Genomic DNA, 17,769 nt, shown 5'->3' with positions numbered 1-17,769 from the left:
TTATCTTCCAATGCCATCCGGACAAAGACAGTATGTTTGGAATAAAACCCGTCAAGATCGTGGAGTTCGCCATGGTCAGAGCTTCCTGTCTCGAACAAAGAGACAGGTGGATTGCAAAGGTAGTAAAACTTGGTTCACTGGTTAATTAAACACACATACAATCATGAAGTATACTATATTATTATTAATAATGATATGCCTTTGGGCATGCAGTGCCCCATTCGGAAAAAAAACTAAAATTATTCATGTGGAATCGTTCTCCTCAAAATATGTACCTGCCAGGAATATCGATATATGGATTCCGGCATCATATTCTGCAGATACAAAATACAATGTATTATACATGCACGATGGACAAATGCTTTTTGACAGCACAAACAGCTGGAACAAACAAGCATGGATGGTTGGCGAAACAATGGACAGGTTAATAAATGAAAAAATAATACGGCCTACAATTGTCGTAGCCATATGGAATATTAATGAGCTCAGGACCATAGAGTACTTTCCGAACAAAGCGTATCAACTCCTATCGGATAGCATTAAAAATAATTTAGGTAAGAACCGATTAAAGAAGTCACCTGAATCAGATAATTATTTAAGGTTTATCACGCAGGAACTAAAACCCTATATCGATGACACCTACAGTACCTATGGGGATATGCAGCATACTTTTATTGCCGGTTCAAGTATGGGCGGTTTAATTTCGATGTATGCCATTTGCGAGTATCCTGAAATATTTGGCGGTGCGGCTTGCCTGTCGACACATTGGCCGGGAACATTCGAAAGCAACATGGAGATTCCTGCTGCATTTAGGGATTATCTGGAAAATAACCTACCCTCGGCCGATAATCATAAAATTTACTTCGACTATGGGACAGAAACTCTGGACAGCCTTTATAAACCTTATCAGATGATGGTAGATACCGTTATGATGAAAAAAGGCTTCACCCCGGACAACTGGATAACAAAAGTGTTTGCCGGAGATGCGCATGACGAAAGAAGTTGGGCCAAAAGATTACATATTCCATTAGAATTCCTGTTGAAATAAAATACGTAATAATGAAACAACTGTTTCTAATATTCGTATGAATTGTTCATGGAGTCTGGCAACCATTCAAACGGGGTGAATCCGAAAAACCTTAAGAGTAGGAAAATAAATAAACTAATTTAATCTATTATGGAAATGAGTGATTCTTCAGGAATGTATGCCGCTTTTGGTGCTCTTGGCATAGTGTACATGGCAATAATTATTTTATTAATCGCAGCATTATGGAAAGTTTTTACTAAAGCTGAAAAACCAGGTTGGGCTGCAATCATTCCAATTTATAATACAATTGTAATGCTGGAAATTGTAAAAAAACCAATTTGGTGGATTATTTTACTGATAATACCTATTGTTAACATAGTATTCGGAATTATTGTTATCAATCAACTATCAAAAAGTTTTGGAAAAGGTGCAGGTTACACACTTGGTTTAATATTCCTTCCATTTATATTTTATCCTGTGTTAGGGTTTGGAGATGCCAAGTATCAAGGTTAGGCAACTATAATAAAACATCAAAGCCGGGCTTTCGAGTCCGGCTTTGATGTTTTAAACTTTTAACTTTCAACTAGGTACTATTTACTTTCCACCCACTTGCGTGCATTAATAAACGCTTCTATCCATGGAGAAACCTCATCCTTCTTTCTGTTTTCAGGATAGTGGGCCCATTGCCAAGGGAAGATGGCCCTTTCCAGATGGGGCATCATCGCCAAATGACGACCATCGTTGGAACAGATAGCAGCAGCACTGAAATCACTTCCATTAGGATTAGCAGGATACGCTTCGTAAGAATATTTACCTGGAATATTGTATTGGTCTTCGGCATATGGCATGCTGAACTTACCTTCTCCGTGTGCAACCCACACTCCAAGTCTATTTCCTGCCAGCGATTTTAACATAACCGAGTTGTTCTCGGCAATATTCATGTTTACAAAATTAGACTCGAACTTATGAGATTCATTGTGGAGCATTTTAGGCTTTTCTTCATGATCCGGATAAACCAAACCAAGCTCAACCATTAACTGGCATCCATTACAAACGCCCAAACTCAATGTATCATTGCGCTGATAGAAAGCATCCAATGCAGCTTTTGCTTTTTCGTTATACAGGAAAGCACCGGCCCATCCTTTGGCAGAACCCAATACATCTGAATTAGAAAATCCACCAACAAATACAATGAAGTTCACATCTTCCAATGTCTCTCTTCCTGTGATAAGATCGGTCATATGAACATCTTTCACATCGAAACCTGCCAGATACATAGCGTAAGCCATCTCTCGATCGCCGTTCACCCCTTTTTCCCGAATAATGGCAGCTTTAATTCCTGATTTCTTGTTACGGTTTAAAGCCAGTCCGTAATCTGCCAGCCTGCCATTAAAGTCCATATTAAATTTGTACTCCAATGGTTGCTTTTTATAATTATCGAAGCGCTCTTTGGCCAACTTATCTCCACTTTGTTTTCGGTCCAACAAGTAGGAAGTCTTGTACCAGGTATCACGCATTTCGTTAATATCGAATTTGAGTTCTTTACCAGACTTATTAATCTTTAGGAATCTCTCCTCCATTGGCGAACCGATAACCAGGTAACCTAATTCTTTTTCATCAAGCATTGACGTTACTTGGGCAACCTCTTTCACCTGGATCAATACACCCGGATTTTCAGCAAATAGAATTTTCACCAAGTCAGTTTCTTCGATGCCAGACAGATCAACATCGATACCAAAACTGTTGTTGGCAAAACACATTTCCAACAAGGCAGTAACCATTCCTCCTGCGGAAATATCATGACCGGCTAAAATTAATCCTTCATTAACCAAGGCCTGTATAGTATTTATTCCCAATTTAAAATAATCGGTATCAACAACAGTAGGTGCTTCTGCCCCCAGTTTGTTCACCACCTGCGCAAAAGAGCTACCTCCCAGTTTGTGACTATCAAAAGAAAAATCGATATAAATTAAAGAAGAGTCGGTATCCTTCACCAAAACCGGTTCCACAATCTTTTTTACATCACTCACCTCAGCAGCAGCCGAAATTATTACCGTACCCGGAGAGTAAACGACCTCACCATCTTTGTATTTTTGTGTCATGGAAAGCGAATCCTTGCCGGTTGGGATATTGATACCCAAATCAGTGGCAAAATCACTAACCGCCTCAACCGCTTTATACAAACGAGCATCTTCACCTTTGTTTTTACAGGGCCACATCCAGTTGGCACTTAACGAAACCCCTTTGATACCATGTGTAAACGGCGCCCACACCAAGTTAGTTAATGATTCAGCTATGGCAATTTTGGAACCGGCAGCCGGGTCAATCATAGCAACTGCCGGGGCATGTCCTACTGAAGTTGCCATACCTGCAGTCCCGGTATAATCGATGGCAGTTGCCCCCAGGTTATTCAACGGAATCTGCACTTCACCTGCACATTGCTGTTTGGCTACTTTCCCGGTAACTGAGCGGTCTACCTTGTTGGTTAACCAGTCCTTACTTGCTACCGCCTCTAACTGTAACACATTTTTTAAGTATTCTTCAATTCTGGAGTCATCGTATGCTACCGGTTCGAATGTCTCTTCCACGGTAACATCTTTCATTATAGTTTTAGGTGGATTCCCGAACATATCGGACAACTGCCAGTTGATAGGTGTATTTCCTTTGTTATCTTTAAAAACAAAACTCATATCTCCAGTGGTTTCACCCACCACGTACATTGGCGAACGCTCACGGTCGGCCACTTTCTTCAACCGGTCGATATCTTTTTCATGTATTACAAGTCCCATTCGCTCCTGCGACTCGTTTCCTGCAATTTCTTTGGCAGATAATGTTGGGTCACCTACAGGCAGTTTATCCAGATGGATGGTACCTCCCGTTTCTTCCACCAGCTCCGAAAGACAGTTTAAGTGACCACCGGCTCCATGGTCGTGAATCAACACGATCGGATTTTCTTCGCCTTCAGCCATGGCGCGAATGGCATTCATGGCACGCTTTTGCATCTCAGGATTAGAACGCTGAACCGCGTTTAGTTCAATATGATTATCGAATTCTCCCGTGGCAACCGAAGAAACAGCGCCACCTCCCATTCCAATTCTATAATTATCTCCTCCAAGGACAACTACCTTGTCTCCTTTCTTTGGAGTATCTTTGATAGCATCCGATTTTTTGGCAAAACCAATACCTCCCGCCATCATAATCACCTTATCAAAAGCAAATTTCTTGTGGTTTTCGAAATGCTCAAAAGTAAGCACCGAACCACAAATCATGGGCTGACCAAATTTATTGCCAAAGTCACTGGCTCCGTTTGAAGCTTTAATTAATATTTGTTCCGGCGTCTGGTATAACCACGGGCGTGCCTCGGTAGCCTTTTCCCAGGCCCTTCCTTCCACCGAACGGGAATATGAAGTCATGTAAACGGCTGTTCCGGCCAATGGCAAAGAAGCTTTACCTCCCCCCAGCCGGTCACGGATCTCGCCACCTGAACCGGTAGCAGCTCCGTTAAAAGGCTCAACTGTGGTTGGGAAATTATGTGTTTCCGCTTTCAGCGACAATACGGTATCAATCTCTTTGGTCTCAAAAAAGTCCGGTTTATCATGGCTTACCGGTGCAAATTGCACCGCTTTGGGCCCTTCAACAAAGGCCACGTTATCTTTATATGCCGAAACCAGATAATTATGATTTTCCTTTGAAGTACGCTTGATCAATTGAAATAAAGAACTTTCTTTTTCTTCTCCATCGATAATAAAGGTACCGTTGAATATTTTATGACGACAATGCTCCGAATTTACCTGAGAGAAACCAAACACCTCGCTGTCGGTTAATTTTCTTCCCAGCTTTTTTGCCAAACCATCCAAATAATCCACCTCATCGTCGCTTAAGGCGAGTCCCTCTTTTTTATTGTACGCCGCTACATCATCAATCTCCACGATTGGGTCAGGTTTTTTGTCGATAGTAAAAATATCTTGTCCTAATCCGGTATACAGCACTTGTAACATTGGGTCGTACTCGGCATTTTCATCGGCAACGCCAAAAAACTCTTCCATACGGGTGATTCCGTGCAATCCCATATTTTGGGTAATTTCAACGGCGTTTGTGCTCCAGGGCGTAATCATCTCTTTACGGGGGCCAACAAAAAAGCCACCTAGCTCTGTTTCATCCGTTTTGGTGGCGCCGCCAAATAGCCATTCCAGCTTTTTTATATCTTCTGCCGCAAAATGTTTTTCGCAGCCCACTGCTAAAATCTGTTCCGATTTACCTTTAAAGAAAAGGACCATGAATTTTCCTGTTTTATGAGATTATTCTAATAAACCGCAAAAATACAACAAACCGACCAAATTACGTAATCCTGCCTCATTGTTTTTTAAGCAGTTATTAACAAAAAACAAACATGGAGACACAGGGGCACAGAGGAATTTTTAATTAGTTGCAGCAAACATACTACCGCAACTGGGGTCGATCCCCATATTGCGTACCTTCTGTTTTAAACGCTCGATGCCGCTAGCATCTTATTACCATGACGCATGGGTTTTAAATCATATCGTTCCTATTTGCTATTTTCATCCCCGGAGAACAGTATTATTTTTTGCAGATTAGTTACTATACACTTCTGCCACCCATGGTGTCACGTTTATAGAAAAACACGCCCATAACATACACCAACACCAGCGGTGTTGTCCGTTTATAGAAACCGAAGCATCCACACACCGACCACAGAGAGGTCGAACATCCTATCTTTAAAACGTCTATGCGATCCACGTTAGGGTTAATGCGCTTTGCAGAAACTGGAGCGTTCTACTTTACAAGTCACAAAACACTTCCCACTTCCTTCTTTACCCTTTTTTCCTTACTTTCGCCGGCGATATGAACAGGACAATTGATTTAACAAGCGGCCCTATTTTCAAGCAATTGCTCAAGCTGGCAATTCCCATTATCGGCACATCGCTCATGCAAATGGCTTATAACCTGACCGACATGATTTGGCTGGGCCAAGTGGGAAGTAATGCTGTGGCATCTGCAGGAGCTGCCGGTTTTTTCGTGTGGTTAGGAATTTCTGTGTTACTCATCACCCGAATAGGCGCCGAGATTGGCGTATCGCAAGCCCTGGGAAGAAAAGAAAAAGAAGAAGCCGCCCGCTACGCAAGGCATTCCCTATTTTGGGCATTGGTACTTTCTGCTTTCATATCCATGGTCGTACTTGTTTTTACACCGCAGTTAATTGGTGTTTTTCGATTGTCGGAAGGGGTCGTTGAAAACGGAGCAATAGGATACCTGCGAATTGTAGCTATGGGTTTTATTTTTACGTTTATGAACCCTACTTTTCAGGGTATTTATAATGGTGCAGGCAACAGCAAACTACCTTTTTATTATCTGCTTGTTGGCTTAGGTTTAAACATGGTTTTAGATCCCCTTCTTATCTTTGGCCTTGGCCCTGTTCCTTCGCTAGGAGTAAAAGGTGCCGCCATAGCTACGGTAACTGCACAAGCGGTGGTTTATATTATTTTTGTCATTCGCTTTGTCTGGAAAAAGGAAATCATGAATCCGGAATTCAAACAATTTAAATTATGCAAAGACATTACAAAGAATGTTTTCAGACTGGGTTCACCGGTTGCTATGGAAAGCAGCCTGTTTGCCATTTTTGCATTGATACTGGCCCGAATGATAACCAAGTGGGGAGATATGCCCATTGCGGTTCAAAGTGTGGGCGCCCAAATTGAGGCCTTATCCTGGATGACTTCTTCGGGCTTTGCAACTGCTTTGAGTAGTTTTACCGGACAAAACTTTGGAGCTGGAAACTGGGACAGGATCAAAAAAGGTTATTTCACCACTTTGGGCGTTGGTATATTTTTAGGATTAACAGTAACGATGTCGTTCTTTGTATTTGGCAAGCAGATCTTCTCATTGTTTTTAAGAGAATCTGAGCCCTTACAAATGGGCATCACCTATCTAAAAATATTGGCCGTTTCGCAAACGTTTATGATTATTGAAATTGTTACACGAGGAGCATTCAATGGTATTGGCCGAACAGTCCCACCTTCCATTGTTGGCATCGTATTTACAGGCGCTCGGGTACCGGCAGGCTACATATTGTCCTCCTCAAAATTACTGGGCATGTTTGGCATTTGGTGGGCCATCAGCCTTTCAAGCGTGGTCAAAGGATTCGTATCAATGGGCTGGTACCTGACCGTTTTAAACAGAAAATCCGGCAAATCCAGAAAGAATATTCTTATCAGCCTAATTCCAAACAGGTTAAGGCAGCAGATTTTCGTGGACAAAGAGTAGTCACTGTTTAAACAAAAGGCAGATAAAAGTATTCAGTAATGATAAACCTAGTAGCGAGGATGACGCGCACGGAGAATTAAGATTTGAGTAAAACACGATAGCATTATTCACCATTTTATTCTTTCTAAAATACAGTGCAACTGAAAATCATCATTCCTTAACGTCATCTATGATGGATTCAAACACCAATCCTCCTTTAAACATTGCTTTTAGAACAGGTTGCGTTCTTTGACCTAATTCTGTCAAATAATACTCTACCCTGGGCGGTACTTCGGGGAACACTGTGCGCCCGATTAAACCGTCATCTTCCAGTTCCCTTAGTTGCTTTGTAAGCATTCGCTCGCTGATGTCCGGTAACAGCTTAACCAATTCATGGTATCTTTTACTTCCCTGAAAAAGATGTAAAACAATAGTTCCTTTACGTTTTCCCTTTATAACATTGATGAATGTATCAATAGGGCAATAACTTTTTTCCATATTTTTTCTCCTGGCTTGCCTTATTCCACTCAATATGGAACAAAATGTTCGTTAGCAACATATTTGTAAGCTCTTGTTTTACAGCTCTTTTATAACGTACTTTGTACAAAAGTATTCAAAAAATAATAAATAAGCAATGAAAAATAGCGATACAACATTCAAGGCATTTCGCGTAGAAGAGGAAAACGGCAATTACATCACTTCTATTAAAGACATGCCATTTGATATTTTAGAAAAGGGTGAAGTTCTTATTAAAGTAGAATACAGCTCCTTAAATTACAAGGATGCTTTATCAAGCATTGGTAACAAAGGCGTAACCAGAAAGTATCCTCACACTCCGGGCATTGATGCTGCCGGAGTCGTCGAAAAAAGTAATAGTGAATTGTATAAAGCAGGTGTTTCGGTTATAGCAACCAGTTATGAACTTGGCATGAACCATCCTGGTGGATTTGCCGAATATATTAAAGTGCCGGATTCGTGGATTGTTGCTATGCCCCAAAACATGAATGCCCGCCAGGCAATGACGTATGGCACAGCTGGTTTCACAGCAGCACTATCCGTATTTCGACTGTTAAACAATGGGCAAAAACCAGAAATGGGACCTGTTGCTGTGACAGGTGCTTTAGGCGGTGTTGGAAACATTGCCTGCCAGATTCTGAATAAAATAGGTTTTGAGGTTATTGCAGCTAATTACGAATTGGCTCCCGAAGCAGAAATTCAGAAGATTGGTGCCAAATCACAAATCGATCGCAGTGTTTCTGATGACAAATCGGGCCGACCAATGTTAAAAACCCAATGGGCCGGAGCCGTTGATGTGGTCGGAGGAAATACGCTTACAACCATGCTAAAAGGCTGTATGCCTCTAGGTAACGTCACTACATGTGGAAATATTGGTTCCGGTGAGCTTGAAATGACAGTGTATCCTTTTATTTTGAGAGGAGTAAGTCTTTTAGGTATCGATTCTCAAAACTGCCCGATGGAGATTCGTCAGGAAATCTGGAATCTATTAGCCGGGGATTGGTCTATTGATTTTGACCCGGGTTTAATCAGAGAATCTTCGCTGGAATCTCTTAGAACCCACATTGATCTGATGCTCGACAAGAAAAGCAAAGGACGTGTTGTAGTAAAAATATAACCAGTCAGCGGTCGGCAATTCTCTGTCAGCGGCCAGCAACACAGGACTGCCGACTTATGACTGCCGACTACTTTTTCCTCCCCACAAACCTGATTACTGCACCCATGCCTACATGATACTCACCTTCGTTTAAAGCAACCTGCTCTTCCTTAAGATCAATAATTTCATAATTATTGAAGTCCTTCTTGATTTCATCCAGCGAGAAAAGCATGGCTGAATTAGGGGGTCCCATGGGTTTTTCGTTGCTTTTACTTACTTCAGGATGAGATTTACTGAACCCCTCTAAAATAACGATACCACCATTTTTCAAATATTGATCCAACTGTTTATGGTACATCGATTTCTTATCCGGCGGAAAGTGTGCATACACCAAACCAATGGCATCAAAAGTGCCTTTCCGAAAACTGATTTCACTACACTCTGCTATCTGGTATTGGATATTGACCTGATGTGTTTCCGCCAGCTTTTGCGCTTTCGATTTCCCCTCCCGGCTTAAATCAAAAGCATGCACGTCCCAACCCATCCGGGCTGCGTAGACGGCATTACGTCCTTCGCCTTCGGCAGGCAATAAAATGCTTCCAGATTTTATTTTAGCTAGTTGCTCTGCAAAAAAATCATTCGGCTCCGTTCCATAGGCATAATCTTCGGCACTATACCTTTTATCCCACATTTCTTTCATATTCTTTTCTGTTTATCACTTAACTGATATTGTCCAGTTTTTTCCGGCTAAAGTATGAGGTGGCTAACAACAGTAATGCAACCAGTGCAGGAATAAACTTTCCATCATCCGTCATATAATGCGCAAAAAACGCCAAAACAAAGTCAAAGAAAAACCCGGCATAAGCCCATTCCTTAACATTATTCCTTCTGCAAAACCAAATGGCCAACAATCCTAATATTTTAGCTATTGCCAATGGGTAGATGATATAAGAAGGGTACCCAAACCCTTCGAAAGTCTGAACCATATCGGCATGCTTTATAAAATACATGGAAGCCGACATCAGCATCATCACCGTCAACAACCCGGTACTTATCCAATTAACAATTTTAAGTTTCTTCATATCATCCCATGTTTTATAGTTTCAAAGTTTATAACAACATTAAGAAAGAATCGTTATAAATAAAACTGTTTTCTTTTTTTACTTCCTACCATTATCTGTCTTTTAGAAGGACAATATAACAAAGGTAATCTTACTTCAATTAAAGAATTACCTCAATGTTCGGTTACTCACCCGTTATTTACCCAATTCATTTTTAAAGATCTTCAGCTTCTGTTCCAGTTCCTGTTTTTTTTGAGGATCTTTAATTCCTTCGTCCGAAAAATTCTCAAAAAACAATGGCAATGTATAGTCAGCAACGACCTTACCTCCATGGAATGGCATTAATTTTTTCATTATTTCCAATACATTTTCACCTCCCCTTTCTCCCGGCGACGTGGCCATTAATAGCATTGGTTTGTTTCGCCATAACTTCTTATTGATCCTGGAAACCCAATCCAGCAAGTTTTTATATGCTACCGTAGGCAAACCATTATTTTCTGCCAAGGACAACACAATACCATCAGCTTCTTTTATTAGGTTATCAAATCTAAAGGCATTATCCGGTATTCCTTTTTCTTCTTGCAAATCGACACTATAAACCGGTAAATTAAAGTCATTTAAATCTGCCACAACCATTTGAGTATTTTCAACAAGGCTGGCTGCATAAACTGCCAATTGTTTATTAATGGATTTTAAACTGTTACTACCCCCAAGCGTAAGCAATATCTTCATTTTATTCATGTTTATTATTTTAAGTTAATAACAACGCAAACAAAGAATCGTTTTAAAAAATCTTTAACGAGTTCTCGAAAACACAATTCTTATGGCAATACCTACACCCTCACATAGACTTGTGAATAAAATTCGTTTTAATCTGTGTGATCTGAGGACAAAAAAAGGCAAAAAAAAGAGGTTACCTACCACAGTAACCTCTTTTACTCTAAAACCAAAAAACTACCTGTGCTTATAATGAACCTTAGAAAGGTCTCGAAGCCTTTGTGCACTAGTTTCGGCAGTAATGTCACGCTGGGGCGTGCCCAACATTTCATATCCTACCATAAACTTCTTCACTGTTGCCGAACGCAACAATGGTGGATAAAAACTCATATGCAAGTGCCACTCCGGATGCTCTTCGCCATCGGTTGGGGCCTGGTGGATACCAGCCGAATAAGGAAAGGATACCTCAAAAAGGTTATCATACATTACGGTTAACTCTTTGTATGCAGCTGCAAATGATTCTTTTTCTTCTTCGGTAAGTTCCGTTAAGTTCGAAACATGACGTTTGCTCACAATCATCGCTTCAAATGGCCATACCGCCCAATAAGGAACCAAACCTACAAAATGATCGTTTTCGAAAAGAATACGCTCTTTCTTCTCGAACTCGGCAGCTATATAGTCAGCCAGTAAACTCTTTCCGTTCTTTTCGTAGTACTCCTTCATTTTCGCCTGCTTTTTAGCTGGCTCATTAGGTACAGTACTGTTCGACCATATTTGTCCGTGCGGGTGCGGGTTACTACATCCCATCACACTTCCTTTATTTTCAAATATCTGAACGTAGTTTACAAAATCATTTTCTCCAATCGACTTATATTCCGAAGTCCATAAATCAACCACTTTTTTGATTTCAGAAACTTCCATTTCCGGAACCGTTAAATCGTGACGAGGAGAAAAACAGATTACCTTACAAATGCCGCTTTCACTTTTTGCCTGAAACAATCCTTCATCAACTCCACCTCCCGGAGTATCGCTTAACAAAGCTGAAAAATCGTTTACAAATACGTAAGGTTCGGTGTACTTGGGATTCATATGACCACCAATACGTTCATTGCCCGGACATAAATAGCACTTAGGGTCGTACTCAGGTCTCTTTTCCTCAGATACTTTTTCAACCTGTCCTTGCCAGGGACGTTTGGCCCTATGTGGAGATACCAAGACCCACTCTCCAGTTAATACATTCAATCTTTTGTGAGGATGATCCTCCATGTTAAATTGTGCCATTCTATTTTTTTTAGTTACAATGGTTTATAATCTTGAAACTAGAAATCTTATCTTTGAACCAACCTACTCAACTGGTAGGTACCGGTAGGTACTGATAGGCAAATTTACAATTTATTTTTATTTTGCAAATAAAAAAAGAACTTTTTTTAAACTCATTAAAAACTACAAACCCTAATTAATACGGTCTGATACTGATACATACAAGTATTCACAAAGAGTTCCGCTGGGTAAATCTGGATATATTTTTCATTTCACCTGTTTTTTTGTTCTCCACAAAATCGGCTAAAGTTCTCCCCATTTGCTTAAAATCGGTTGAAATAGTTGAAATACCATTGGCTACCACTTCTTTTAAAGCAGATTCGTTGATCGAAATTACGCCAACGTCTTCACCCAACTTCCACCCCTTTTCCCAACAACGTTTTACAAGGTTAATCAGATTTCTGTCAGAAGGCAATATATATACCTCGCCTTTTTTGATCGGTCGGTCTTTAATCTGTTCGTATACATCGTATTTGAGTTTTCTATCCTTACAAAAACGTTTAAAACCAGTCAAAAAACCTTCAGGTTCTTTGCCGCCGGGGTAGGCCAAAATTATTTTTTCATATTTCTTCAATAAATCATATCCAGCGCTCAAACCACTATACATATCTTCATCAAACGACTGATAAATTACCGGGTATCCGCTCAATTCATCGATCTTTCTATCGAGTATATACACCTTATCTTTGGGCAACAGTTGAATCAACGGCAATATGTCCGTCAGGTTAGCGGGCATAATTACATAGGCAGAATACTTCCCCACCCTTTCCTTAATTAAGGAAGAAAACACGTTAATATCGAAATGGTGGAAATAGATATCCACCTGTGTATCATCCGAAACACTGTCAAGAAAAGCATTATAGAGTTCCTCCTTAAAGCTATTCAGCTCATCAAAAAGCAACAAAACGCGTTTTTCGATTCCAATATTATCACTCTCCACAAAATATCCTTTGCCCGGCACTGCTCCCAGTATTCCTCGTGCCTTCAATTCGCTAAAGGCAAGCATAACTGTATCTCTGGAAAGGTTATATTCGTTGGCTATTTCGTTGATAGAAGGAACTTTGTCGCCTTTTTTTATAACCCCGTCCGCAATTGAATTTATAACGGACTGTATTATTTGGCGGTACTTTGCCTGTGTATGTGCAGCTGATATTTTAATGATTTTCTTTACCATAAACCTAATTTTACCTACTAGTGTCTACCAGTATGCAAAAATAAATATTTTAATATCAACTGCAAATTGGGTTGACCTGGTCACTCCTAACAAGAGAAGTAACAGATGCCTTTGTTTCGCATACAAATAGGATAGTGTGGACGAAGTTATTGAGTAATATATTTTAAATAGCTTTACCTTTTTGGGCAGCCATAATTACTGTATAAAAACAAATACCTAGTTCAGCTTTTCCAGAGCCACCTTAATCCTTTTCATGGCCTCTACCAATTGCTCATCAGATGTGGCATATGAAAACCGCAAGCATTTCGGACTTCCGAACGCTTCTCCCGATACGGTTGCAACATGCGCTTTTTCCAAAAGGTACATCGCCAGGTCGGTCGAATTATTAATGGTATAACCATCTGCTGATTTCCCGAAGTAGTTGTCCACTTCCGGAAACAGGTAAAATGCACCTTGCGGAACGTTCACTTTCATCCCTTTTATTTCCCTGGCCATTTTCACTACCAAATCTCTTCTGCGCAAAAACACTTCTTTCATTTCCAATGAAGGAACTTGGGTTTGGGTTAAAGCAGCCGCAGATGCAACCTGCGAAACCGCACAGGCTCCGGAAGTATATTGTCCTTGCAACTTGATGCAGGCATCAGCAATCCACTGTGGTGCGGCAATATAACCTATCCTCCACCCCGTCATCGCGTATCCTTTTGAAACTCCATTGACGATTACTACACGATCCTTTATTTCTTCGAACTGTGCGATACTCTCGTGTTTGCCCTCAAAGGTGATTAGCTCATATATTTCGTCAGATATCACAACCACGTGCGGATGTTTCGCAAATACATCAGCCAATGCCCTTAACTCATCTTTTGTATATAAACTACCCGTTGGATTAGATGGTGAACTAAATAAAAACACCTTAGTACGAGGTGTGATAGCAGCCTCCAACTGTGCCGGGGTAATCTTAAAGTCCTGATCTAACCCAGCTTCAATAATTACATTTGAGGCTTGGGCCAGATTCACAATCTCGATATAACTCACCCAGTACGGAGCAGGAATAATTACTTCGTCGCCCGGGCCAACCAAACTCAGAATAATATTTGCGATGGATTGTTTAGCCCCGTTAGACACTACCACCTGTGATGGTTTAAAAAACAGGTCGTTATCCCGTTTAAACTTGGTACAAACCGCCTCCCGAATAGCTGGCAGTCCGGGAACCGGTGTATATTTCGAAAAGTTATCGTCAATGGCTTTTTTAGCTGCCTCTTTAATATGATCGGGGGTATTAAAATCGGGCTGACCGATGCTCAAATTAATCACATCATGCCCTTGCTCTTGCAACTCCCTGCTTTTTTGAGACATGGCCAACGTGGCCGATTCGTTTACGTTTGCTAATCTTTCGGAAATATTCATAATAAGTAGTTTATTCTACAATAAAATAATCGATTCACGCTCTGTAAACCTAACCCTTTTAGGATGCTTAGGCCTGAAGAGCTTTATTCATAACATAAATTAAAAAGAAGACAAAGATAAAAAATCACAAAATAGTCAACTTAAAAAAACATTCGGCGAACTATCATCAGTAACGGTTGCAAATCAACGCAATTACCATTATTTTCACCGAATATTAATACTAATTCTGCAAAAGTAACATTTTTCGAGATTATGGAAGTCTTTCTTGAACTATTGAGATATACAGTACCCAGCATAGTGGCATTTATTTTTACTTTACTATTGGTGAGATGGTTTTTAAAAAGTGAAAACGACAGAAGAAAACAAGAATTGTTGATCGGTCAAAACAAGGATGCGCTGCCCTTAAGAATAGCGGCCTATGAAAGACTCACCTTATTTTTGGAAAGAATAAGTGCGGAATCAATCGTTATACGGGAGCAGCCACATGCGGCAACCGCTAAAGAACTACAAGCTAATCTATTAGCTGCCATTAGAACGGAATACGAACACAATATGGCCATGCAAGTACACCTGCCGCCTGCTACCTGGTTATTGGTTCGCAATGCGAAAGAAGAGATGATTCGTACGGTAAATATTTCCGCAAACATGGTAAATCCGGCCCATGCCTCAATGGCTCTGGGTAAAACAATATTGGAACAGTACCCCAACGCTGCTGCTTACCACGTTAAAAAAGCATTGGATAACTTAAAACTTGATGTACAGTCCTTTTATAATTTTTAATCCTGTTGACCATTTTTAAAAAGTAATTTACGTGGATAAAAACAACCATAACACCCAATACACACAACCACAACCTGTTTCGGATGCCCTTCCCGACTTCCGTAAGATTGTTCAGTTAGCTAAAAAAAATTGGTACCTTATGCTGATATCGTTTCCTCTTTTTGTTGGCTTAACACATCTGTATCACCGATACACCCCGGTTATTTACAAAGGTTCGGTTACTGTTATGATGAAAAGTGACGAACAAAGAACTGTATCTGGTGCCGGTATCATCGAAGGATTTGGCCTTTCGCCGGAAACCAAAAGCATCGAAAACCAAACCATCATATTAAGGTCCAAAAAAATAGTCAAACGGGTTATTGATAAATTAGATTTTGGAATAGAAATTCATAGTGATGGATTATTTAAAGACGTTGACATGTATCACAAGAGTCCATACACTATTGTCATGGACTCATCGCACGTGCAACTTTTAAATACCCCTATCTATATTGAGCCGGTTAGCGCTTCGCAAGTAAAAATTAAGATCAAAACCGAAAATGCAGGGCTGCACTCCTATATAGATGAAAAAAACCACGGTGGTTCGGGAGGCATAAACTTCGATAAAACCATTAACCTTGGTGATGAGATAAATACTTCATTCTGCAAGTTCAAAATAAATTGTAAGGCAGGAGCAACTATTGATGTAGGCTATTATTTCTATTTTCGTTCTAATGATTGGCTCGCATCCAACTATCGAAATCGCATTTCAGTAAGTCCGTATATGGATGGCAGCTCGATTATATACATCTCGGCCACAGGCACTAACACCTTGAAAATAAACGCTTTTTTAAGCGCTTTGAGCGATGTATATTTAGAGCAAAGTCTGGAACGCAAAAACGAAATTGCCGAACGAACCCTTGCTTTTATCAAAACACAATTAATACAGGTGTCCGACACGCTGCGAGAAACACAACGGAAAATGATGGAGTTCAGGCGCCAACATGTTTTCAATGCCCCTACCGAATTATCGGAACGACTGGCGGACCAGTATTTTGAATACGAAAAAGAAATTAGCATGCTGGAAGTAAGCGAGAACTACTACAATCAGTTAAGCCAACATTTGGTTAACGCGCCGTTGAGCGATGACTATCTGTTACCCGCTTTTTCGCTGGATGCCAACAGCTTTATCACTTCTTTTGTTACTGATCTGTTGTCGCTGCATAACGAACGATCATTGATCGAATCGCAAACGAATGAGGACAATCCCATTTTAACCGAATTAGATCGGAAAATTGAGGTTAGCAAGGAAAACCTGTTGGTTGCACTCCGTAAAATTTTAAAAAACCTGGGCATCAAAAAAGAAAAGCTGGTTGCGCAAATGAACAAAGCTGCCGCTAAAATGAACCATCTGCCCGAAACGGAACGTCAGTATCTGGATATTGAAAGGGAATATAACCTTAACGATGCCATTTATACCTTTTTGTTACAGAAGCAATCCGAAACTCAAATCACAAAAGCATCAAACACGCCCGATAACGAAATATTGGATGATGCCGGTATTACAGGCATTGTATCGCCCAATAAATCTAAGAATAACAGGCAGGCTTTATTTCTGGCCTTCTTATTTCCGGTGGTGATTATTGTATTAAAAGAATATCTGAACAATAAGATCAGAGACAAAAATGACTTGACTTCATTGGCGCCCCAATCTACCGTATTAGGCTATATTCCCGAGTACAAAGGGACCAACCATATCGTGATAGCGTCAGAACCCCTTTCAAGTATTTCCGAGTCGTTTAGAGCACTAAGAACCAAACTAAAATACTTGACCACAAACGAGGAAAAACTGGTTTTAAGCGTTACCTCAACCGGTATGGGCGAAGGCAAAACCTTTTGCGCACTTAATCTGGCCTCTGTTTTTGCCATATCCGGCAAAAAGACGGTCTTGCTTGGCTTTGACCTAAGAAAACCCAGACTTACCGAAATATTTGACCATCATAAACATACAGGGCTTTCAAATTACCTTATAGGGCGTGCAACCCTTGAGGAAATAAAATTTCAAGGACCTATTGACAACTTAACCATTATACCATCCGGAGCCATACCTCCAAACCCATCAGAACTTATATCGAGCGACAACACGGAAAAACTTTTCCGAGAACTCAAAGATGAGTTTGACGTGGTTGTGGTCGACTCTCCACCAATTGGTGTTGTGGCAGACGCCCGATTATTAATGGAACACAGCAACTGTCATTTGTTTGTGGTAAGAGCCAACAAAACAATTAAGGAACATTTTAAACACACCTACCAGAATCTTTTGGAAGAAAAAGTATTTCCTTTGGGTATCATTTTTAACGATATTTCAAGCAATGGAGGAGGATACGGCTATTATTCCAAAAGATATTATACCGACTCAAATAAGTCATAA

The 17,769-nt window shown here is 40.4% G+C and carries 14 protein-coding genes; 6 read left to right on the top strand and 8 right to left on the bottom strand.

Features of this window, described 5'->3' with window-relative positions; all coding sequences use genetic code 11:
- Nucleotides 1-163: 163 nt before the first annotated feature.
- Entirely contained in the window at nt 164-1,048 is an 885-nt protein-coding gene (locus tag ACRD64_RS09325) for an alpha/beta hydrolase (RefSeq protein WP_430933050.1), read from the top strand.
- A gap of 129 nt (nt 1,049-1,177) precedes the next feature.
- On the top strand, nt 1,178-1,540 hold the full coding sequence (locus ACRD64_RS09320) for a DUF5684 domain-containing protein (protein ID WP_430933049.1): 363 nt from the start codon (nt 1,178-1,180) through the stop codon (nt 1,538-1,540).
- Nucleotides 1,541-1,617: 77 nt separating this feature from the next.
- On the opposite strand, the gene purL is transcribed toward ACRD64_RS09320, so the two are convergent.
- Complete coding sequence (gene purL, locus ACRD64_RS09315; RefSeq protein WP_430933048.1) at nt 1,618-5,304, bottom strand: phosphoribosylformylglycinamidine synthase; 3,687 nt, start codon at nt 5,302-5,304, stop codon at nt 1,618-1,620.
- A 586-nt stretch (nt 5,305-5,890) separates the two neighbouring features.
- On the opposite strand from purL, the gene ACRD64_RS09310 reads away from it, so the two are divergent.
- Nucleotides 5,891-7,309 (top strand): MATE family efflux transporter, encoded by a 1,419-nt coding sequence (locus ACRD64_RS09310; RefSeq protein ID WP_430933047.1) that lies wholly within the window; start codon nt 5,891-5,893, stop codon nt 7,307-7,309.
- Between the two features lie 150 nt (nt 7,310-7,459).
- Here ACRD64_RS09310 and ACRD64_RS09305 read toward each other — a convergent pair whose 3' ends face one another.
- A complete protein-coding gene (locus tag ACRD64_RS09305; RefSeq protein WP_430933046.1) occupies nt 7,460-7,786 on the bottom strand; it encodes a winged helix-turn-helix transcriptional regulator in 327 nt (108 codons plus the stop codon).
- Between the two features lie 136 nt (nt 7,787-7,922).
- Here ACRD64_RS09305 and ACRD64_RS09300 point away from each other — a divergent pair, with 136 nt between their 5' ends.
- The gene (locus ACRD64_RS09300; RefSeq protein WP_430933045.1) at nt 7,923-8,921 is read left to right on the top strand and encodes a YhdH/YhfP family quinone oxidoreductase; all 999 of its coding nucleotides are present in this window, start codon (nt 7,923-7,925) and stop codon (nt 8,919-8,921) included.
- 67 nt (nt 8,922-8,988) lie between these two features.
- Here the strand turns inward: ACRD64_RS09300 and ACRD64_RS09295 are convergent, their stop codons facing one another.
- The 6 genes from ACRD64_RS09295 to ACRD64_RS09270 all read right to left on the bottom strand — a co-directional run bounded on the left by ACRD64_RS09295 (nt 8,989) and on the right by ACRD64_RS09270 (nt 14,579).
- On the bottom strand, nt 8,989-9,600 hold the full coding sequence (locus tag ACRD64_RS09295) for a class I SAM-dependent methyltransferase (RefSeq protein WP_430933044.1): 612 nt from the start codon (nt 9,598-9,600) through the stop codon (nt 8,989-8,991).
- A gap of 19 nt (nt 9,601-9,619) precedes the next feature.
- Nucleotides 9,620-9,982, bottom strand: coding sequence for a DoxX family protein (locus tag ACRD64_RS09290; protein WP_430933043.1), 363 nt, complete (start codon nt 9,980-9,982; stop codon nt 9,620-9,622).
- A gap of 174 nt (nt 9,983-10,156) precedes the next feature.
- Nucleotides 10,157-10,702 carry an NADPH-dependent FMN reductase gene (locus tag ACRD64_RS09285; protein ID WP_430933042.1) on the bottom strand — a complete coding sequence of 182 codons (546 nt, stop codon included), beginning with the start codon at nt 10,700-10,702 and terminating at the stop codon, nt 10,157-10,159.
- Nucleotides 10,703-10,915: 213 nt separating this feature from the next.
- Nucleotides 10,916-11,959 carry a UDP-glucose--hexose-1-phosphate uridylyltransferase gene (locus ACRD64_RS09280; RefSeq protein WP_430933041.1) on the bottom strand — a complete coding sequence of 348 codons (1,044 nt, stop codon included), beginning with the start codon at nt 11,957-11,959 and terminating at the stop codon, nt 10,916-10,918.
- A gap of 208 nt (nt 11,960-12,167) precedes the next feature.
- Nucleotides 12,168-13,172: a GntR family transcriptional regulator gene (locus tag ACRD64_RS09275; protein ID WP_430933040.1), complete on the bottom strand. Its 1,005-nt coding sequence runs from the start codon at nt 13,170-13,172 to the stop codon at nt 12,168-12,170.
- 216 nt (nt 13,173-13,388) lie between these two features.
- The gene (locus tag ACRD64_RS09270; protein WP_430933039.1) at nt 13,389-14,579 is read right to left on the bottom strand and encodes a pyridoxal phosphate-dependent aminotransferase; all 1,191 of its coding nucleotides are present in this window, start codon (nt 14,577-14,579) and stop codon (nt 13,389-13,391) included.
- Nucleotides 14,580-14,831: 252 nt separating this feature from the next.
- Between ACRD64_RS09270 and ACRD64_RS09265 the strand changes: the two genes are divergently transcribed.
- Both ACRD64_RS09265 and ACRD64_RS09260 read left to right on the top strand, forming a co-directional pair.
- A complete protein-coding gene (locus ACRD64_RS09265; RefSeq protein ID WP_430933038.1) occupies nt 14,832-15,359 on the top strand; it encodes a hypothetical protein in 528 nt (175 codons plus the stop codon).
- A gap of 31 nt (nt 15,360-15,390) precedes the next feature.
- Nucleotides 15,391-17,769 (top strand): GumC family protein, encoded by a 2,379-nt coding sequence (locus ACRD64_RS09260; protein WP_430933037.1) that lies wholly within the window; start codon nt 15,391-15,393, stop codon nt 17,767-17,769.

Source organism: Saccharicrinis sp. 156, from assembly GCF_050589685.1.
Taxonomy (GTDB): Bacteria; Bacteroidota; Bacteroidia; order Bacteroidales; family Marinilabiliaceae; genus Saccharicrinis.
Note: the sequence above shows the minus strand (reverse complement) of the source record. Positions and strands in the feature narration are given on the sequence as shown.